Source organism: Streptomyces sp. NPDC047017, from assembly GCF_040644175.1.
GTDB lineage: Bacteria > Actinomycetota > Actinomycetes > Streptomycetales > Streptomycetaceae > Streptomyces.
On sequence record NZ_JBEYVW010000014.1, the window covers coordinates 136,701 to 154,694 of the forward strand.

Below are 17,994 nucleotides of genomic sequence, written 5' to 3' on the forward strand. Positions count from 1 at the left end.
CGAGGGACGTTCACCGGTCACTCCTCGGGTGGGGGAAGCGGAGGCGCGGGGAAGAGGCAGGACGGACAGGACCTGGATGACCCGTGCGGGCGGGCCGGGGCGGTCGACGCCCGAACGGAAGCAGGGAGAACGCGTCGTCCGAGCGGCTCCTGCCGTACCTTGTGGCGCCGGACAAGACTCTGGCCCCGGCCGTCGCACGTGCGCAAGGCATGGCCGCCGAGCAGATTTCTACGACTGATGGCACAACTGTTGATGAACGACGGCTGATTCTGGTTCGTACGTGTGGCAACCTCTACGCACGCCGAAGCCCGGGTTCGGAGTGCCGGGTCAGGGCGGAGTGCGGGAGAATGGCGCTGTGCCGCCCCCCTTCGTCCGTGACCGGAGCAGAGGCGATCTTGATGACCCGTCGGCCGACACCTGAGACGGACGAGTTCGCACGGGTGCTGCGCACGGCCCTGCGGCTCAGCGGTCTGCCACTGAGCCGGGTCACCGCCCGTCTCGCAGCCCGCGGTGTCCCGTTGAGCACGGCGACACTCAGCCACTGGCAGCGCGGTCAGCGCCGCCCCGAACAGGCGGCCTCGCTGCGGGCCGTCGAGGAACTGGAACCCATCCTCGGCCTCGCCGCCGGAACCCTGACCGGTGTGCTCGGGCCGGTACTGCCCCGGGGCGCGGGGCTGCTGCCGGACGTCGATCCGGCGGTGATGCGGCGTTTGCTCGGATCCGGGTCGCCCGCCGAACAGGCCCTGGGAGTGCCCGTGGAGCGGCTGAACGAGCACCTGCGGCCGATCAGCATCCGTGACGTGGTCCACCTGGACCGGGAGGGGCGCGTGCACAAGCTCGCCGTCACCCACGTCATGCGCGCCCTGCGCGGCGGGGTCGACCGGATGACCGGGGTGTTCCAGCTCGACGAGGGGCAGGACCCGCTCGCGGGCATCGTCGTACGCTCCGGGAGCCTCGTATCGACCCGTTTCGAAGTGGTCCCGAACTGTCTGGTCGTGGAGTTCGACCTCGGACGAGTCCTGGCCCGCGGCGAGACGTCGATCGTCGAGTACGAGATGCTGGTCGGCGGCACGGACGCACCCCCTGTCAGCTCCCATGAACGGGTGATCAAGGCTCGGTTGCGGGACCTTGTCCTACAGGTCCGCTTCCATCCGGGGACTGTGCCCGCCCACTGCTCCGTCCACTACAGGCGACGGCTGGACATGGCCCCCGAGAAGGGCCGTCGTATCGCCGTCGACCAATTCCACCAGACGCATGCCGTCCTGAGCGATGCCGAGCCCGGAGTGCACGGCATCTCCTGGACCTGGCCGCCCGGCTTCCCCTCTTCCTGACTGACCACGGGTGCGGCGGCCGGGAGCGCGTGCAGGGACGGCCTCGGCCGGATCAGCGTGGTCCTGGCCCCCCCCCGGTCCTGATACGGGCCGGCCGCAGCCTGATTGCCGCGCTCCGTACGCCCACGCACTGCGCCCCCACGTCCGGCGATCCCTCCCTCCAGGCCGAGGAGATGCCCCTGCCCGCCTTCGCCGCACAACCGATGACCGCGGCGAGAAGCCGGTGCGCGCGGCCGGGGAGCAGCAGCAAGACGGCGGCCGAGACGATCGCGGTCAGAACCGGGGGCGGTCGCCTTGCCTCCGTCCAGACACCCGGCGACCGGTGCGGACGGTGGGGTGTGGTCGAGCAGGGCGTGCTCGACCGGCGGTGCGAGGGGCATGGCGTTGCCTGCCCAAGACAGGGCATTGGGGTGCGGGACGGCCGGGCCGGAGGAAAGTCGAGTGCGGCGCGGTGACGACGAGGGTGACAGCGCCGGTAGCCCGGACGCGAGCGTCCCGCCGACGAGACAAGGCCGCTGAGCTGACGGCGGGCAGCGCCAAGGTGTGGGCCGTAGCGCTCGCCGAGATGCCCTCGGAGCCCACCCGCCACCTGCTGCTGGCGAAGCCGACCGACGGGGACCACACCTTCAGCTCCGCAAGCACCCGCCATTTCACGGCACATGGGGCGAAGGTTCCGTTCGGTGAACTCCCGGCGTTCTCCCTATGGCAAGGTGATGCAGATCGACTCCACCCCGCTGGACACGATGGTCCTGCTGGACGGCGGCGTCCCGGGCCGGGTCGAGCTCCCGGCCGTGATCCACGTGGCCACCCGGACGCTGAGGCGGCAGTGCCGCGGCCCACCACGAAGGCGGTCGACGCGAGTGTGCTGCTGGCCCACACGGTCACCCGGGAGCCGATGCAGCCCGGATGTACAGACGCGCCGAAGATGTCCCGCTCGGTCCTGCCGCACCGCCGGCTGCTGAGCCTGGACGAGTGCCTGGAGCACGCCGCGTCCCGGCCGGTCATCTTCCCGGAGATGACCGGCTGCCATCACGGCAAGGAGTTCATCTCCGGCAACCTCAAGTCGTCCAACCGGTTCCTGGAGATCGATTTCCAGCCTGGACGAGTGCCCACAGGATGCGGGTGTGCGGGTCGGTGGGTTCGATGACGACGACGGTTGCTTTGTCTGTCGCTACGGAGGCGATGCTGGTGCCGCAGGTGTGGATGGGGTAGGTGTGGCGGGTGCCGTCGGTGTCGAGGGCGAGGGTGGTTGCCTGTCCTGCTCCGCTGCACTGGAAGCTGACGCGGTATCGGGCGGATGGCGCCGGGTCGATACGTACGGTGGCCGGCAGGCCGGGCTGGGACATCCCCGTGCGCAGGGGAATCTCGGAAGATGTCCGGCGAGCAGGGCGCTCCGGCGCCACTCCGCATGGGAGGCCCATTATGGATCAGGCTGATGACACAGTACATCCCGACTGGCAGCGAGGAACTTCTGCAACGGCACAAGGCCGTCATGGTGCCATGGCTGGAGCTTTTCTACGAGCATCCCAGAAGCGGAAGCCGTCCTGCTGGCCGCCTTCTCCCAGACGATCGCTCGTTTCAGCAGCAATCGGGACTTCCTGCTGAACCTGCCGGTGTTCGAGCGTCCGGCACGGCATCCCGACATCGGACTCGTCGTCGGGGACTTCACCCGTCTTCTGCTGGGCAGCTTCGCCACCACGGCGGCCGGCAGCCTACGAGAACTGGCCGGCGCGACGGATCACGAATGGCACACAGCCCGCGAGCCCCAGTTCACCGCAGGATCGACAGCTTTCAAGGAGCTGGCCCGCGACCGCCGCGAATCGCCCCCGCCGGCGGGCGTCGTCTACACCGGTCTACTGGACCGCGAGTGGACCACCCCAAGGTTCGAGCAGCACTTCGGCACATTGGCCTGGATGGTCAGCCAGACGCCCCAGGCGTGGCTGGACTGCATCGCTTGGCTCCGGGCGGACGGGGTCTGCTTGTCCTGGGACGCAGCGGAAGACCTCTTCCCTCCGGGGATGCTGGACGCGATGACCGAACTGTGCGGCGACCTGCTGCAGGCGTTCGCCCACCGGAACTGGGACGAGGCACTGCCCGTGAGCCTGCCCGCGGCCCAGCAAAGGACGCGCGACCGGGTGAATGACACGGCTCGTCCCGAGAGCGGCCGGCTTCTGCACGAACGCTTCTTCGACCTCGCCGGGACCAGTCCCGATCGGCTCGCGCTGATCAGCGAGGATGTCACAGTCAGCCGCGGTCGCGTCGCGGAACGGGCGCTGCGCGTCGCGGCCTCGCTCCGTGCCCGAGGGCTGAGTGACGGAGATCCGGTGGCCGTCTGTCTGTCTTCGCCGCTGTCGCAGATACCGGCCGTACTCGGCATCCTGGCAGCCGGAGGCTGCTACGTCCCTATCGGCCCGGATCAGCCGCTTGAGCGAGGGGAACGCATCTGCCGCAGTGCCGGTGTGCGCTTGGGGATCGATGACGGCCGGGGCCAGAAGGCGCTGCCCTCGTGGGTCACTCGGTTCACCCCGCGGGAGGCCGAGACGGCGAGACCGCTGCCCCGACCCCGCTCCGTCGCTTCGTCGTCTTTGGCCTACATCCTTTTCACCTCGGGCTCCACGGGCCAGCCCAAGGGCGTCGAGATCACGCACCGATCCGCTGTCGACACGGTGGAGGACATCAACGAGCGGTGGTCGGTGGGGCCGGCTGATCACGGGATGCTCGTTTCCGGCCTCGACTTCGATCTTTCCGTCTACGAGATCTTCGGGCCGCTCATGGCCGGCGGCGCGGTCGTCTTCCCCCACCCGGCGAACTCCCGGAACCCGCATACGTGGTTGGACTTGGCCGGTGACCATCACGTCACTCTCTGGGACTCCGTGCCCGTGCTCCTCGACGTGCTGGTCACCGCCGCCGAGAGCGGTGACCGCGCACCGAGCAGTCTGCGGCTGGTTCTCACGGGAGGGGACTGGATCGGGACCGACCTGCCGGATCGGTTGCACCGGCTGGTGCCTGACTGTCGGTTCGTCGCCTGCGGTGGTGCCACAGAGGGGACGATCTACTCCAACTACTGCGAGATCGATCACCTCGACCCGCAATGGCCGTCAGTCCCCTACGGGTGGCCGCTGAGCAATCAACGCTACCGAGTGATGGACATGTTCGGCCGCGACTGCCCGGACTGGGTGACCGGAGAGCTGTGGATAGGCGGCGTCGGTGTCGCACGGGGTTATCGCAACGACCCCGGGCGTACGGCCGAGCGCTTCCTGGAACGGGACCACTGCCGGTGGTACCGCACGGGAGATCTCGGCCGATATCGGCCCGGAGGAATAATGGAGTTCCTGGGACGGGCGGATCATCAAGTCAAAATCAACGGCTACCGGGTCGAGTTGGGAGAAGTGGAAGCCGCGTTGAACTCGCACGACCACGTCAAGCAGTCCGTCACGATCGTGACCGGTCAGGCCAGCCAACGGCAACTGGTCGCCTATGTGATGCCGGCCGGAAAGACGATCGACATCAGCGCGGTCAAAGAGCATGCCGAATCCAGACTGCCGGAGTATGCTCGCCCGGGCCACTACCGTGTTCTTCCCGAATTCCCCCTCAGCGGCAACGGGAAGGTCGACCGCAAGGCCCTCGCTTCCTGGTCGGTGCCCGAGTACCGGTCCAGTGCGGCCGAACCGCCGAGTACGGACATCGAACGGGCTCTCGCCGACGAATGGGCGAAGATTCTGCAACATCCCGTACGGTCCCGGCGCCAGAGCTTCTTCGAACTGGGAGGTGACAGCCTGCTGGCGATGAAACTGTCCATAAGCATGAGCAAGCGCTTCGGACGCTGCCTTTCACTGCGCAAACTGCTCCTGTCCCCTACCGCCGCGGGCATGGCCGCACTGCTGGAGGACGGTGAGCAGCCTCCGGAGACTGTGACGTGACCACGGACCCAGGTTCGCAGGCACGCCTTGGAGGGCCAGCTGATGTCTGGCTCCGGCGGATCGACCGCACCGGCATGGACGGCGGCGTCAGACTCGTGGCCTTTCCGCATGCCGGCGGGGGCCCGAGCGCTTATCAAGCCTGGCTGCCCGCCATCCCGCCCGGCGTCGAGCTGTGGGCGGTCGCGTACCCCGGCAGAGAAGACCGCTCCGGTGAACCACCACTGACCAGCATCGAACAAACAGCCCAGGACATCGCCGTCGCCCTGCAATGGATATCGGACACCCCCTACGTCCTTTTCGGGCACAGCATGGGCGCCGTCGTAGCCTATGAGACGTGCCATGCACTCGCATGTATCGGTGCCCCCCGTCCCGGGCACCTCTTCGTCTCCGGGAGTCCTTCACCGCCCCGAGCCGCACGCGATGCCGCCGCAGGCCGTACGGAGTACGAACTTCACTGGCTGAAGGAAGAACCGCTCCACGACTGGGCGCGCGCCGAGTTGCAGGACATGGTGAGGGACACCATTGCCTCGGACCTGCGAGCGCTGGCCGGCTATCGCGATCCCTCGGCATGGAGGACCACCACCCCTCTCAGCGTCGTCTACGGCTCCGATGATGCGGATCTCGACGACGAGGAGGCCCGGCGCTGGTCCGATTTCACCGCCGGCGACTTCAGTGTCACATCGCTTCCCGGTGACCACTTCACCTGCTTCAACCGCCCCCACGACATGCTGCAGGCGCTCAGGAACGCACTGCCGGGGTGACCCTGGCCGGGGCCGGCACCGGCCAGGTCGTCGAACGCCTCGGAGACCCTCGTCGACAACACCGGACTGCTGCCGTTGCGTGCGGTTTTTCGAACGTTTTCGGGAGGAGCGCGTACGGCGGCCGTATCCGTGTGGTGAGAGGTATGCGGATGGGGGCGGGCCTGGCCCCCGCGGGACGTCAGGGGAAACCAACCGGATGCGGGTGGCTGAGCTGTTCGAGCAGCAGATCGAGCCACCGGATGTGGCACGACGCCTGCGGATGAGCCCGAAGTCGGCCCATCGGTGGGCCCGGTCAACGGCTGGCGACGCCCCGGGCGAGGGCCGTCACGCTCCCTGCCCGGGGCGCCTGGAGCGTACGGGCCTTGGTCCAGGGCCGGGGCGGCAGGGTGGCGGCGTCGGTGCGGGAGAAGACCAGGTCGCTCATCTCCGTGACGGGCCCGTGGCACCGCACTGGCGGCACGGGCCGGCGCAGGGCGGCCGGGTAGCTGGCCGCGGCGTAGTCGTTGGGCGGCCGGTAGACATGGAAGCCATGCTCGGGCAGCGGGCCGAGGACGTCGTCAACGGCCTGGCCCTGCTTGGCCGGCAGCCTGGGGGCGACCTCGATGACCAGCTCGGCGTCGTGACGGAGCCGGCCCAGGACCGGGGCGAGCCCGCGCACGGCCGCGGCCTCGCCGCCCTCCACATCGACCCCATGGAACAGGGCGGGATGCCAGGTGGCGTTGAAGGCCGATGTGGCGAGACTGGTGACCGGGGCCGATCCGACGCAGGATGTCGTGTGAGACGGCGGTCAGGCGGGCCGTGTCCCGCTCGGAGCGGGATCCGTAGAGGCGGGTCTTTCAGGCTGCGTGGGGGTGCAGGCGTGCGGCGGTGCGTCCCAGTCGGATGGCTCCGGCCAGCGGGATCACCACGGCGATCAGGAATGTGCCTATGAGCGCGGCAACGCCGAGGCCGCCGGCGATGGCGAACGGTGCGGCAACCGCGGGGGTCACCAGTAGGGGTGAGAAAGCGCAGAGGATGCCCAGGCGCTTGTCCCGCCTGGTCCAGGCTGTAGAGCGCCAGATCCGCACGGCGGCAAGGACGGCCACGACGAGGCCGATACCGAGGACCCAGAAGAACGGGGCGCCCAGAACCATCATGCCCAGGGTCCGATTGGTGCGCGCGTCGCTTTCCGGCTGCAGCGCGTTGACGCCGGGCTCTTCGGCGATCGCGGCGGCGGCGATCTCCCGGGGGGTGCCCAGCTGGTCCAGGGCCTGCTGGACCGTCGCGTCATCGGCGTCCTGCGGCAGCACGGACTCGATGTGCTCGCGCAGGTCCGCCACCAGGTCACGGCGCCGGTCGTCGGACAGCACTGCTGCTTCCCTGTCGACCGAGGCCAGGTAAGCGCGAACCAGCGGGTGGGTCAGGGCGTTGCTCATGATTCAGCTCCAGAAACGAGGAAACGGTCAACAGCGTCACGGAAACCGGGCCAGTGCCCGGAGAACTCCTCCAGGGCCTGCCGGCCCTGGTCGGTCAGTTCGTAGTACCTACGAGACGGCCCGCTGGCCGACTCCACCAGGGAGGTGTCCGCCAGGCCACTTCTGCGCAGACGGGACAGGAGCGGATACAGCGTCCCCTGGCTGGTCGCCATGACCGGCGTATCCGCAAGAGCCTCCAGCAGCTCCACCCCATAGCGGGGCCTGTCACGCAGCAACGCCAGGACGCAGTACTCCAGCACGCCCTTGCGCAGCTGGCTCACACCGCGGGCCTCCACGTGATTGCTTGCTTTGCCAGCTACCATGCAATGCATACTACCCCAGCGTGTCAACTCCGGTTCCCGATACGCCAGGAACACGCCACGGGATGATCTCGAACGTCTGACGGGATCAGCGGCGGATGTCGGCGGTGAGGGTGTTGACGCGGTTCTCGTACGCGCGGCGGGCCTTGCGTTGTGCGGGGACGGCCGGGGCTCCCTGGGTGCCGTCGAGGGGCTGGCAGTGGACTTCAGGTGCGGCGCTGACGCGCAGGGGGTAACCCTGGCCGCGCCGTACGGTCATTCCCTGGTCGAGCGCGGCCCGCTCGGCGGGCTCCAGGTCGGCGGCACGCAGGAAGTCCGCGACCTTGCCCGGCATGTCGAGGACGACCGGCAGCTCCGGGGCGTCCTGGTCGACGGCGGTGTACTCGGGCAGGAGGTCGGCGACAGCGGTACGGATGGCCCCGCGGCTGACGTGGTGGTCGCGGGGCCAGGCCGGCGATGGACCGGCCGCCCAGATACGCGGCGCGTACGGCGGCGGCCTTCCCTGCCGTGACGGCCGGGCGTCGGGCGCCCTTGTCGCGCCCTTGGCTTCAGCGGCCCGCAGTCCGTCGTACGTCATCTCCCGCTGGAGGTCGTGCTGGAGTTCGCCGGCGGCGAGGGTCTGCACCATGAACTTCACCGTGGACAGCAGCTCGCTGGTGCGCGGGTGGCGGGCGGCGAGGTCCATCGCGGAGAACGCGCCGTCGTGGACACGCAGGGCGAGAGGGTCACGGTGGTGGACACGCAGGGCGAGAGGGTCACGGTGGAGGATGTCGAGCACGTCGAGGATGTGCCCGGTGCCGCGCACGAGGCGGAACATCTCGGAGATGTGCACGGTATCGCCCGGCCGCGCGTACCTGAGCAGCTCGCCGAACTTCGGCCGCTCCAGCGGGTGGAGGCGGCTGGAGGTGCCCGGCGTCCTCCTCGAAGACGACCGGGTCCTCGATCCCGGCCACGTCCAGGACGAGGTTCTGACGGCCGGTCGACTGCTGGTCGGTCGACACCCGCTTGTAGACCAGGCCAGATTGGCCATGCCGCTCTCCGCTGTGGTGGTTGCATCCGACCCTGACTGTCAGCAAACCCCGTCATCAGCCACCATCGGATCTGATGGGATCCGAGCCCCGAAAAGTCCGGGTTCATTGGACGCCCGCCGCGCCTGTCGTCATTCGCTCGTTCGACGACAGGCAGGGTTTCGCCGGGACACGGACGGGAGTCACTCGGCTCCCACGTCGAGGACACCGCGCACCGCGTCTCGGATATTCAGGACCATCACGTCGTCGATCTTCTCGATGCCGCCCTCACCGAAGCGGACCCATAGCGGGAAGGCGCCGGCGTCGCGGGCGAAGACGAGCTTCTCGGCAGAGGCCGGGTTCGGTGCGGAGTCGATCTCGATCACGAAGTTCGGCCCGCAGGGAATCCAGATCACCCACGTCGGCCCGGCCGTAGCGGCCCTTGCCCTCCGGTACTGCGGGTAGCCGCAGTACCTTGTAGGCGCGGGCGTAGGGGGCGAGCGGGCTGTCGCGCACCAGCTCATCCTTCAGGGAGAGCATGACCTTGGTCAGGACTCGGGTGACTTCGGCGGTTGAGGGCGGCCCGTACCCCTTCGCGCGGTCGGCGGCGACGGCTTCGGCGGCCCGCTGGGACCAGGCGGCGAGGATCTCGCCCAGGAGCCGAGCCGTGTTCTCCAGGTCGTCCTTGTCCACCCTGCGGGCCGCGCGGCCGGTGAGCTGGTGGAGCTGGCCCTCGGCCCAGTGCGCCTGGTCCAGGAGCCGCAGCACCCCGCCGTGGGCCACCGCGCGCCCGGCTTCCTCCTTGGCCGGCAGCGGCCGGGCGGCCATCTCGGTGACCTGGGCCGGCATCTCGTCAGTGCGGCCCTCCCCGCCCATCGGGAGCTTGGCTGCCCACCACCGCCACTCGGTGACCAGCGGCGCGGGGACCTTGGCGGGCGCGGGGACGGCGTCCAGCAGCGTGCCCGCGCGCCCGGCGACGGCCTTCGCGGCGGCCGGCAGCTCCTTCTTCAGCCGCTTCTCGATGGCCTGCCACCACTCCTGCCGGCACTTCCAACAGCGTCCCCGCTTCTTCGCCGCGGCCTCAGGGGTGACCCACGCGGTGTGCCCGCGGTCCGGGTGGGTGAAGGAGACCTTGTACGCGACGCACTCACGGCAGGCCGCGACGTCGCCCCCTTCCACTTCGGCAACGTGGTGCGGGTGGAGATGTTCTCCTCCCACTCGTGCCCGGCCGCGCACCGTCACCACACCTTGACCTGGATCTTCGGCGTCGCCTTCGCTGACGTCAGCCCGCCGTTGCGCTCCTGCAACCACACCGGAGCAGCCCGCCCATGCGTTGCGACGGGCCGGCCCCGGCCGCCTCATCCGGTCCGACTGCCCCGGCCGCCGGACAAGGCTGCACCGAGGGCGGATCGGAGGCCCAGCACCGCCATCTCCTGCCCGAGTGCGTCCATCTCCCGCCGCTGGGCGCCGAGATCGACGAGCCGGGCACGCGGCACCGGAGCACGCTCGACCGCGCGCACCCGGCCATCCCCCCGCTCCTCGACCGCGACGCCCCTCACGCCCGCCGCCCCCCGTCGACCGACAGCGCGATCCCGGTGACGTACGAGGCGGCGTCCGAGCAGAGCCAGACGGCCGCCGCCGCGGCCTCCTCCGGCGCGGCCAGCCGGCCGAGCGGCGTGATCGCCTCCTGCGAGGCGACCATGTCGGTGCCGGCCGCCACCGTCTCGAACCCGGGCGTGCGAGTCGGGCCGGGACAGACGGCGTTGACCCGGACACCGTCCGGCGCGTGGTCGACCGCGGCGGCCTTGGTGAGCCCGACGACGCCGTGCTTGGCGGCCACGTAGGCGGGGGCGTGCCCAATCGCGTACAGGCCGCCGTTGGAGGCGATGTTGACGATCGCGCCGCCTCCCGTGAGCAGGGGCAGCTCGTACTTCATGCACAGGAAGGTCCCGGCCAGGTTGACGTGGACCACGCGCTCGAACTCGGCCAGGGTCATCCGGTCCAGCCGCCGGTGGTGCGAGGCCAGGCCCGCGTTGTTCACGGCGAAGTCGAGGCCGCCGTACACCGCGACCGTACGCTCGACGGCCGTCCGCACGGAGTGTTCGTCGGCGATGTCGACGGTGACGGCCAGTGCTTCCCCGCCGTCCTGCCGGATCAACTCGGCCGTCTCGGCCGCCGTGCCCGCGTCGATGTCGAGCACGGCGACCGCGGCACCGTCGCGCGCGAACCGGAGCGCCGCCGCACGGCCGATCCCGCTGCCCGCGCCGGTCACCAGCCCCACCCGCCTGGGGTCTGCGGTCCGGGGGGCCGCGGGCCGGCGGTCCGCGTTCTGGGACACGCCGCTCATGCCAGCGGCTCGTGATTCGCCCAGGCGACCTTGTACGGGTGCCGCGACTGCCAGTGCTCGATGACCTCGTGCAGGCCGGGCGCGGTGAACGCCTTCGCCAGCGCGTCGATGCCGGTGACGGCGATCTGCACGATCGCGGTCGCGATCAGCGCCGGGATGGCCTCTTCGCCGGGAACCGGGAGGTGCCGCCGGGCCGCGACCGACTCGACGAGACCGGTGTCGAGCATGGCCCGTTCGATATCCGTGAGGTATCGGTTGAGGTCGGCGTCGGGCAGTGGCGGATCGAAGGACACGATCATCGTGTGCTGAAGTGCGGTTTGGGTCACGTCCTGCTCCACGTCCTGCTTCATGTCCTGCTTCATGTCCTGCCTCCTGAGTTCCCCGTGCTCCATGTGCTCGGGCATGGCTCGATTCTCGGCGGCGTACACCGCCGGCGTCCAAGACCTGTTCGCCATCGGGCGATAACCTGGAGGCATGGTTGAACTGGAGACCCGCGAGCTGGAGTACTTCCTCGCCGTCGCCGACGAACTGCACTTCGGCCGGGCCGCCGCACGGCTCTCGATCGCCCAGCCGGCGCTGTCGAAGGCGATCCGGCGGATGGAGACCCGGCTCGGTGTCCCGCTGTTCACCCGCTCCAGCCGGCACGTCGGACTCACCCCGGCCGGCGAGGCGTTGCGGGAACACGGGCGGCACGCGCTCAACGCGGTCGGCGCCGCCGTCCAGCGGGCCCGGCGCGCCGGCGCCGCCCAGCCCCATCTGCGGCTCGTGCTCAAGCCCGGCGGCGACGCCGGCCTGCTGTCGCAGATCCTGGCCGAGTACGCCCAACAGCACGACGCCCGCCGGGTGGACATCCTGTTCAGCGGCCCCGCCGACCGCACCGACTTCCTGCGCGACGGCCGGGCCGACGTCGGCCTGCTCTACGCGCCGTTCGACGACCTCGACGGCCTGGCCCACCAGACGCTGCACGCCGAGGACCGCGTCGCCATCGTCCCGTCCGGACACCGGCTGGCCGGTCGGACCTCGGTGCGCATGTCCGACCTGGCGGGGGAGACGCTGCCGCGCTGGAGAGGGATCCCCGGCGGCGACGGCACCGGCCCCGAGGTCGTCGACGTGGTGCAGCTGTTCCAGCTGATCACGGTGGGCCGGATGATCGGTGTCCTCCCGCGCTCCCTGGTCGAACCGGCCCCGCCCGGCCTGACCTGCGTCCCGGTGACCGACGCCCCGCCCAGCCGCCTCGTCCTCGCCTGGAACGAACAGGACCGCCGACCGGCGGTCGCGTCCTTCGTGACCGCCGCGCTCAGATCCCGGCCGCGCGATGATGCCATGGACCCGGGGCCGTCCTGAGTGCGTCCTGAGTGCGATCCTCGCGGCCTGACCACCGGACCACGGACCCAGGCCGAACGGGACGCGATCCCGGTGGAGACCGGCTACGCACTGCTGAGCGCCGGGGCTTCCTCGGCGCGGCCGTGTTCGCGGCGATCGCCGGACCGGCCGCCGCGTCAGTCCCCTGGCCCCGCAGCCGGTCCGCCCGTCAGATAGCGGGTGAGCATGGCGACCAGTTCTTCCTCGAACCGCGCGGTGTCGACCTGGCCGGGCCCCGCCATCACCCTGTGCACCACCGTCTCCACCGTGGAGACGACGAGCCGGGCGGCGACGTCGACGTCCGCGACCCGCACCTCCGGATGGTTCCGCAGCAGCCTGCGGGTGTAGGCGATCCGCCGCAGCTCGTCGCGGGCGATCCGCTCCAGCAACTCCGGTGCACGCGGCCCCTGTTCCTGCATCACGCGGAGCAGCTGCGGATCGTCGCGGTGGTTCTCGATCACCTTGCGCACGTGGAAGCGCAAGATGCCCTCGATGGACTCGGGCAGCGGCTCGTCCCCCTCCAGCGGGGTGGCGGCCATCCCGGCGTCGAGATGCCGGGTCAGCAGCTCGACCAGGATCGCGTCCTTGTTCGGGTAGTACTGGTACAGCGACCCGATCGACACCCGGGCGCGCTCCGCGATCCGGTTGGTGGTCCCCGCCGCGTACCCGTACTCGGCGAAAACGTGAGCAGCGGCGTCGAGAATGCGCTGCCGGGTCAGCTCCGCCCGGACCTGCCGGGGCTGTTTACGTGGCTGAAGTCCACGGCGGTCGGACGTCATGGCACCTCCTGCGCCAGGCCGTGAATGCGAGTAGCGCACGACCTGAGTAATTGCTCACAATACTGTCATGAACTGCGGTGATGCGGAGCCGAGTGTCCGCAGCCGCGTGCCGTCGCCCGGTTAAGGAAGTCGCCATGACGCACGCCCCCACCCGCCCTCGAAGGGTCTCCCCGGACGAGGTACTGGCACGGATCGGGCAGCCCGAGCCCATGATCAGAGCGAAGGTGAAGGACCGTATCGACGACTACTTCCGCTACTTCATCGCCCACTCGCCGTTCCTGATGATGGCCACGGCGGACGCGGCCGGACGCGCCGACTGCTCGCCCCGCGGCGACTATCCGGGCTTCGTGAAGGTCCTCGACGAGCACACCCTCGCCCTCCCCGACCGCCCCGGCAACAAGATCGCCGACTCCTTCCACAACCTCCTGGAGAACGACGGCGTCGGCCTGTGCTTCCTGATCCCCGGCATGCGGGAGGTCCTGCGCGTCAACGGCAGCGGTTACGTCACCGACGAGCCCGACGTCCTGGTCCGGATGCGCACCGAGGCCAAGCAGCCGGAACTGGCGATCGTCGTCGAGGTGGACGAGGTGTTCTTCCACTGCGGACGGGCCCTGCTCCGCTCCCGGCTGTGGGACCCCGCCAGCCAGGCACTCGCCGAGGAGATGCCGCCGTTCGCCGAGATCGCCGCCGCACAGTTCGGCGACGTCGTCGCACCGGAGGTGCTCGAAGGGGCCCTGGAGGACAGCTACCGGAAGCTCTACTGACCGGGGCCGGTAGGACCTATACGGGCCGATACGGACGAAGGAATACCGGTATGCACCGATACATGCGATACGTGCCGATCGGACTATGGGCCGATCAGACCGCCGCCGCCCCGCCCCCGCCGTCGGCGGCCGCCGGAGGATGAGGATCACCATGCAACAGACCGTCGTCGAGCACATCGACCGGGTCGCCGAGGACGTCGTCGCCCTCACCCTGCGCGCCCCTGCCGGACAGCTCGCACCCTGGGAGCCCGGCGCCCACGTCGACCTGTCCCTGCCCAACTGGCTGACCCGGCAGTACTCGTTGTGCGGAGACCCCGCCGACCGGGACGCCTATCGCGTCGCCGTCCGGTACGACCCGCTCAGCCGGGGCGGCTCGGAATACGTCCACCGGTTCCTGCGCCCGGGCCGCGCCCTCGCCGTCTCCCTGCCCCGCAACCACTTCCCGCTGGTCCCCGCACCGGGCTACCTGTTCCTCGCCGGCGGGATCGGCATCACCCCGCTGCTGCCGATGCTGCGCGCGACGACGGCCGCCGGACTCCCCGCGACCCTGCTGTACGCGGGCCCGTCGGCGGACAGCATGCCCTTCTCCGCCGAACTGCGCCGCGGTTACGGGGACCGGGTGCGGATCGTGGAGACGAAACGGGAGGGCAGGCCGGACCTGGACGCCCTCGCGGCCACGCTGGAGCCCGGCACCCTGGTCTACTGCTGCGGCCCCGCAACCATGCTGGCGGCGGCCGACGCGGCGTTCCCCGCGGAGCGGCTGCACAGCGAGCGGTTCCAGCCGGTGACCCGGGCCTTCGGCCCCGACACGGCGTTCGAGGCGGTGTGCGCCCGGTCCGGGGGCACGGTCGCCGTACCGGCCGACGAGTCGCTCCTCGACGCCCTCACCCACGCCGGCCACCCCCTCCCCTCCGGCTGCCGCGAAGGCGTCTGCGGCAGCTGCGAAGTCGCCGTCCTGGACGGCACACCCGAGCACCGGGACGACATCGGCGCTCCCGAGGGCCGGATGTACCCCTGCGTGTCCCGGACCCTGTCGCCCCGGCTCGTCCTCGACCTGTGACCCGCCGGGCCGCGGATCCCCGCATCCCCGCATCCCCGCATCCCCGCATCCCCGCATCCCCGCATCCCCGCATCCTCCAACCGTCCCTACGGCTGGTGCTGATGATTGTCAGTGGTCGCGGTTAGGGTGACGATCATGAGTCTGACAGCAGTGATGATTACGGTGGATTGTGCGGAACCGCGGGAGCTGGCCCAGTGGTGGGCCACCGCGCTGGGAGGCGAGATCGCCCAGGACCACGGCGACTTCGTCATCGTCAGAGCGCAGCCTGTGGCACTGGGTTTCCAGCGTGTGGCCGAAGAGCGACGGGGCAAGAACCGCGTACACGTCGACTTCGCCACCCCGCCCGGCACGGGCCTGGCGGAGGAGGTGGAGCGGTTGGTCGCTCTGGGCGCGAGCGTCATCGGCGAGCACAGCGTTCCGGGCCTGACCTGGACTGTGCTGCGGGACCCGGCCGGCAACGAGTTCTGCGTCCACTGAGGAACTTCGATCCTGCGTCGGCGCAGGCAGGAGCGGTTTGCCCGGGACCCGCGGGCTGTTGTGCCGGTGCCCGGCGAGATGGTCTCCCGTTCGCACGATCCCCTCTCGTGGTCCTTACCACTGGTCTGGCACCGGCCATTGTGCCGGGGGACTGCGGCGGGGAACATCCACGCTGCTTCGGCAGGCGTCCGCAGCTTCCGCTGAGGTCGGTCCGCGTAGGCCCGGCACGCACTCAGCAGTCCGCGCTGTAACGGACGCAGCCGGGCGGCGGGGAGTGGCTGTGGTCCCACTCCTGCCGCGCGTCCGACAGCAGCCCGCCCGCCAGGAGAGCCACCAGCAGGTGCGCGACCACCGTCCAGCGGGCACGGAAGACACAGGCGAGAACCGCCAGGACGAGCAGCACGACCAGCACTGTCCGGAGCCGCCCCATGTAGGCGAGGGCGGCCGCGTCGATGTGTGCCTGGTCGCCCTGCGCCGCCCAGACGTCCAGGCCGTAGCCGTAGATCGAGTCCACCGCGAGCCACGCGATCTCCAGCAGGAGCAGCGGGATCGCGAAGGCGAGATCCATGCCCAGGCGTGTCCGGCACGACCAAGGGCGTCGGCGTCGGGCGGCGGCTGGAGAGGTGTCCGTCATGTCTGCAGGCTGCCGCGACTGGTGGTGGCGCGCATGAGTATCCATACTCAACCGCGGTGAGTGCGGTGCGGTGCGGCCGGGGCGGTAGGTTGCCCGCATGTCTTCTGCACTTGTTGTCGGCTACGACCCGCAGGCGATCCCCGGAGTCGACGGTGAGGCGCTTCGCGCGGCCCTCGACGCGGAACTGGCCCGGTTCGGCGAGCACGGCATCGAAGCGGACATGACGCTGGTCGCCTTCGACGCCTCGGCCGAGCCCGCCCTCGTCGCGTCGCTGACCAGGCGCCCGTGGGACGTCGTGGTCGTCGGTGGCGGCATCCGCAAGACCGAGCCGTTGCTCCCGCTGTTCGAGCAGGTCCTGAACCTGATCCGGCGCCATGCGCCGCAGGCCGCCATCGCGTTCAACACCACTGGCGGAGACAGCGTGGAGGCGGCACAGCGGTGGCTGTGAGTCAGGGCCGTCCGAGCACGTCCGAGCACGTCCGAGCACGCCGGTCTCAGTCGGTCCCGTCCCCGAACGGGCCGCTGTCCCCGAACGGCCCGCCGTTCCCGAACGCGAGGCGGGCGAAGTTCTCGCCGATGCGGTGGTGTGCCGCGGGATCGGGGTGGATCTCGTCGGGCAGCGGCAACTCGGCGTAGTCCTGCTCGCCGTAGAGGCGGCGGCCGTCGAGGTGGTGCAGGTGCGGGTCGTCGGCGGCCCGCTGCTCGACGATCCGGGCGAGTTCGTCGCGGATGACGTTGAGCGTCAGGCGCCCGGCGGCGCGTTCGGCCGGATCGCCCGTCGCCTTGAACCGCAGGGTGCCGCCGGTGAAGTCGGGCGCGAGAGGGCCGGGGGTGTCCTCCTGGACCGGGCACAAGATGGGGGACACCACCAGCAGCGGCGTGGTCGGATGGCCCTCGCGGAGGGTGTCGAGGAAACCGTGCACGGCGGGACCGAAGACACGCAGGCGCATCGCGTCGCTGTTGGCGATGTTGATGCCGACCTTCAGGCTGATCAGATCCGCGGGGGTGTCCCGCATCGCGCGGGCGGTGAACGGGTCGAGCAGCGCGCTGCCGCCGAAGCCCAGGTTGACCAGCTCCACGCCGCCCCGGGCCGCGGCCAGGGCCGGCCAGACGGCGGACGGCGAGGCGGCGTTCGAGCCGTGGCTGATGGAACTGCCGTGATGCAGCCACACCCTGCGCCCGCCCTCCGCCGCCCGCTCGACGGGGGCGTTTGTGCGCAGGGCGATCACCTCGGTGATCTCCGTGTGCGGAAGCCAGATCTCGATGTCCTTGTCCCGCGCCGGAAGGCCGGTGAAGCGGGCGGTGCCGGGCGGTCCCTCGGTCAGTTCGGTGGTCTGGGCGGCCAAGTCGGTGATCGTGCGGACGTTCCCGCCGGGCACGGTGGCCTGGGCGGCGAGACGCCCGTCGACCAGCAGGTCGTACACACCGTCCGCCGGGGCGGGCAGGCCCCGGTAGACCCGCTTGGTGGGCAGTGTGTCCAGCTCGACGGCGGTCGCCCGGGTGCGGAAGACCAGCCGTACGCCCGAGGGCTGCGCCTCGGCCACGGTCAGTAGCTGGTCGGGGATCTGCCGCCGGGCCCGCGCGGGCAGGCGGTGCGGCAGCAGGCCGTGTGCCGTCGTCTCCGCGTCGAGGTGGCCGCGCAGCATGTCCGCGGTGACAGGTGTGGTGGTCCAGTCTCGTTCCGTGTACATGGTTCCCGAACCATAGCCTTGTTCCTGTCTGCCTACAAGTTTTAAATTTATGCCTAATACTATTAGGAAGGCTCTTGGGGGCGCGTT

20 protein-coding genes are annotated in these 17,994 nt (G+C 70.2%); 10 read left to right on the forward strand and 10 right to left on the reverse strand.

The window, feature by feature from the left end; genetic code table 11:
* The first annotated feature begins 398 nt into the window (after window positions 1-398).
* From ABZ858_RS23615 to ABZ858_RS23630, 4 genes are all read left to right on the forward strand, one after another.
* Complete coding sequence (locus tag ABZ858_RS23615) at window positions 399-1,331, forward strand: hypothetical protein (protein WP_361381872.1); 933 nt, start codon at window positions 399-401, stop codon at window positions 1,329-1,331.
* Window positions 1,332-2,157: 826 nt separating this feature from the next.
* Entirely contained in the window at window positions 2,158-2,478 is a 321-nt protein-coding gene (locus ABZ858_RS23620) for a hypothetical protein (protein WP_361381875.1), read from the forward strand.
* Between the two features lie 466 nt (window positions 2,479-2,944).
* Window positions 2,945-5,251 (forward strand): amino acid adenylation domain-containing protein, encoded by a 2,307-nt coding sequence (locus tag ABZ858_RS23625; RefSeq protein WP_361381878.1) that lies wholly within the window; start codon window positions 2,945-2,947, stop codon window positions 5,249-5,251.
* A complete protein-coding gene (locus ABZ858_RS23630) occupies window positions 5,248-6,012 on the forward strand; it encodes an alpha/beta fold hydrolase (RefSeq protein ID WP_361381881.1) in 765 nt (254 codons plus the stop codon). The genes ABZ858_RS23625 and ABZ858_RS23630 overlap by 4 nt, the downstream gene beginning before the upstream one ends.
* A gap of 292 nt (window positions 6,013-6,304) precedes the next feature.
* Here the strand turns inward: ABZ858_RS23630 and ABZ858_RS23635 are convergent, their stop codons facing one another.
* From ABZ858_RS23635 to ABZ858_RS23665, 7 genes are all read right to left on the reverse strand, one after another.
* Entirely contained in the window at window positions 6,305-6,694 is a 390-nt protein-coding gene (locus ABZ858_RS23635; RefSeq protein ID WP_361381884.1) for a hypothetical protein, read from the reverse strand.
* Window positions 6,695-6,848: 154 nt separating this feature from the next.
* Window positions 6,849-7,427, reverse strand: coding sequence for a hypothetical protein (locus ABZ858_RS23640; protein WP_361381887.1), 579 nt, complete (start codon window positions 7,425-7,427; stop codon window positions 6,849-6,851).
* Window positions 7,424-7,789, reverse strand: coding sequence for a PadR family transcriptional regulator (locus ABZ858_RS23645; protein WP_361381890.1), 366 nt, complete (start codon window positions 7,787-7,789; stop codon window positions 7,424-7,426). The genes ABZ858_RS23640 and ABZ858_RS23645 overlap by 4 nt, the downstream gene beginning before the upstream one ends.
* 85 nt (window positions 7,790-7,874) lie before the next feature.
* Window positions 7,875-8,618 carry a hypothetical protein gene (locus ABZ858_RS23650; protein ID WP_361381893.1) on the reverse strand — a complete coding sequence of 248 codons (744 nt, stop codon included), beginning with the start codon at window positions 8,616-8,618 and terminating at the stop codon, window positions 7,875-7,877.
* Window positions 8,619-9,081: 463 nt separating this feature from the next.
* The gene (locus ABZ858_RS23655; protein WP_361381896.1) at window positions 9,082-9,972 is read right to left on the reverse strand and encodes a hypothetical protein; all 891 of its coding nucleotides are present in this window, start codon (window positions 9,970-9,972) and stop codon (window positions 9,082-9,084) included.
* Between the two features lie 376 nt (window positions 9,973-10,348).
* Window positions 10,349-11,140: an SDR family oxidoreductase gene (locus ABZ858_RS23660; protein WP_361381899.1), complete on the reverse strand. Its 792-nt coding sequence runs from the start codon at window positions 11,138-11,140 to the stop codon at window positions 10,349-10,351.
* Window positions 11,137-11,439 carry a hypothetical protein gene (locus ABZ858_RS23665; protein WP_361382166.1) on the reverse strand — a complete coding sequence of 101 codons (303 nt, stop codon included), beginning with the start codon at window positions 11,437-11,439 and terminating at the stop codon, window positions 11,137-11,139. Before ABZ858_RS23665 ends, ABZ858_RS23660 begins: the two co-directional genes overlap by 4 nt.
* Before the next feature lie 175 nt (window positions 11,440-11,614).
* On the opposite strand from ABZ858_RS23665, the gene ABZ858_RS23670 reads away from it, so the two are divergent.
* Window positions 11,615-12,484, forward strand: a complete 870-nt coding sequence (locus ABZ858_RS23670) for a LysR substrate-binding domain-containing protein (protein WP_361381902.1) — start codon at window positions 11,615-11,617, stop codon at window positions 12,482-12,484.
* Window positions 12,485-12,556: 72 nt separating this feature from the next.
* Entirely contained in the window at window positions 12,557-12,679 is a 123-nt protein-coding gene (locus ABZ858_RS23675) for a hypothetical protein (RefSeq protein WP_361381905.1), read from the forward strand.
* Here ABZ858_RS23675 and ABZ858_RS23680 read toward each other — a convergent pair.
* Window positions 12,640-13,281: a TetR/AcrR family transcriptional regulator gene (locus ABZ858_RS23680; protein ID WP_361381908.1), complete on the reverse strand. Its 642-nt coding sequence runs from the start codon at window positions 13,279-13,281 to the stop codon at window positions 12,640-12,642. The two genes, ABZ858_RS23675 and ABZ858_RS23680, sit on opposite strands and share 40 nt — an antisense overlap.
* A gap of 134 nt (window positions 13,282-13,415) precedes the next feature.
* Here ABZ858_RS23680 and ABZ858_RS23685 point away from each other — a divergent pair, with 134 nt between their 5' ends.
* From ABZ858_RS23685 to ABZ858_RS23695, 3 genes are all read left to right on the forward strand, one after another.
* Window positions 13,416-14,045, forward strand: a complete 630-nt coding sequence (locus ABZ858_RS23685) for an MSMEG_1061 family FMN-dependent PPOX-type flavoprotein (protein ID WP_361381911.1) — start codon at window positions 13,416-13,418, stop codon at window positions 14,043-14,045.
* A 151-nt stretch (window positions 14,046-14,196) separates the two neighbouring features.
* Window positions 14,197-15,105, forward strand: a complete 909-nt coding sequence (locus tag ABZ858_RS23690) for a PDR/VanB family oxidoreductase (protein WP_361381914.1) — start codon at window positions 14,197-14,199, stop codon at window positions 15,103-15,105.
* 135 nt (window positions 15,106-15,240) lie between these two features.
* A complete protein-coding gene (locus tag ABZ858_RS23695; protein ID WP_361381917.1) occupies window positions 15,241-15,582 on the forward strand; it encodes a VOC family protein in 342 nt (113 codons plus the stop codon).
* Window positions 15,583-15,814: 232 nt separating this feature from the next.
* On the opposite strand, the gene ABZ858_RS23700 is transcribed toward ABZ858_RS23695, so the two are convergent.
* Window positions 15,815-16,315, reverse strand: coding sequence for a DUF6234 family protein (locus ABZ858_RS23700; protein ID WP_361381920.1), 501 nt, complete (start codon window positions 16,313-16,315; stop codon window positions 15,815-15,817).
* Here ABZ858_RS23700 and ABZ858_RS23705 point away from each other — a divergent pair.
* Entirely contained in the window at window positions 16,314-16,664 is a 351-nt protein-coding gene (locus ABZ858_RS23705) for a hypothetical protein (RefSeq protein ID WP_361381923.1), read from the forward strand. The two genes, ABZ858_RS23700 and ABZ858_RS23705, sit on opposite strands and share 2 nt — an antisense overlap.
* Window positions 16,665-16,710: 46 nt before the next feature.
* On the opposite strand, the gene ABZ858_RS23710 is transcribed toward ABZ858_RS23705, so the two are convergent.
* On the reverse strand, window positions 16,711-17,907 hold the full coding sequence (locus ABZ858_RS23710) for an SGNH/GDSL hydrolase family protein (protein ID WP_361381926.1): 1,197 nt from the start codon (window positions 17,905-17,907) through the stop codon (window positions 16,711-16,713).
* Window positions 17,908-17,994: the final 87 nt, after the last annotated feature.

Excerpts from the sequence above, each read along its gene's own strand:
- ABZ858_RS23645 (WP_361381890.1), bottom strand. The coding sequence starts at position 7,789 with ATGGTAGCTGGCAAAGCAAGCAATCACGTGGAGGCCCGCGGTGTGAGC.
- ABZ858_RS23685 (WP_361381911.1), top strand. The coding sequence starts at position 13,416 with ATGACGCACGCCCCCACCCGCCCTCGAAGGGTCTCCCCGGACGAGGTA.
- ABZ858_RS23660 (WP_361381899.1), bottom strand. The coding sequence starts at position 11,140 with ATGAGCGGCGTGTCCCAGAACGCGGACCGCCGGCCCGCGGCCCCCCGG.
- ABZ858_RS23665 (WP_361382166.1), bottom strand. The coding sequence starts at position 11,439 with ATGATCGTGTCCTTCGATCCGCCACTGCCCGACGCCGACCTCAACCGA.
- ABZ858_RS23680 (WP_361381908.1), bottom strand. The coding sequence starts at position 13,281 with ATGACGTCCGACCGCCGTGGACTTCAGCCACGTAAACAGCCCCGGCAG.
- ABZ858_RS23710 (WP_361381926.1), bottom strand. The coding sequence starts at position 17,907 with ATGTACACGGAACGAGACTGGACCACCACACCTGTCACCGCGGACATG.
- ABZ858_RS23615 (WP_361381872.1), top strand. The coding sequence starts at position 399 with ATGACCCGTCGGCCGACACCTGAGACGGACGAGTTCGCACGGGTGCTG.
- ABZ858_RS23690 (WP_361381914.1), top strand. The coding sequence starts at position 14,197 with ATGCAACAGACCGTCGTCGAGCACATCGACCGGGTCGCCGAGGACGTC.
- ABZ858_RS23670 (WP_361381902.1), top strand. The coding sequence starts at position 11,615 with ATGGTTGAACTGGAGACCCGCGAGCTGGAGTACTTCCTCGCCGTCGCC.
- ABZ858_RS23695 (WP_361381917.1), top strand. The coding sequence starts at position 15,241 with ATGAGTCTGACAGCAGTGATGATTACGGTGGATTGTGCGGAACCGCGG.
- ABZ858_RS23700 (WP_361381920.1), bottom strand. The coding sequence starts at position 16,315 with ATGCGGGCAACCTACCGCCCCGGCCGCACCGCACCGCACTCACCGCGG.
- ABZ858_RS23705 (WP_361381923.1), top strand. The coding sequence starts at position 16,314 with ATGTCTTCTGCACTTGTTGTCGGCTACGACCCGCAGGCGATCCCCGGA.
- ABZ858_RS23640 (WP_361381887.1), bottom strand. The coding sequence starts at position 7,427 with ATGAGCAACGCCCTGACCCACCCGCTGGTTCGCGCTTACCTGGCCTCG.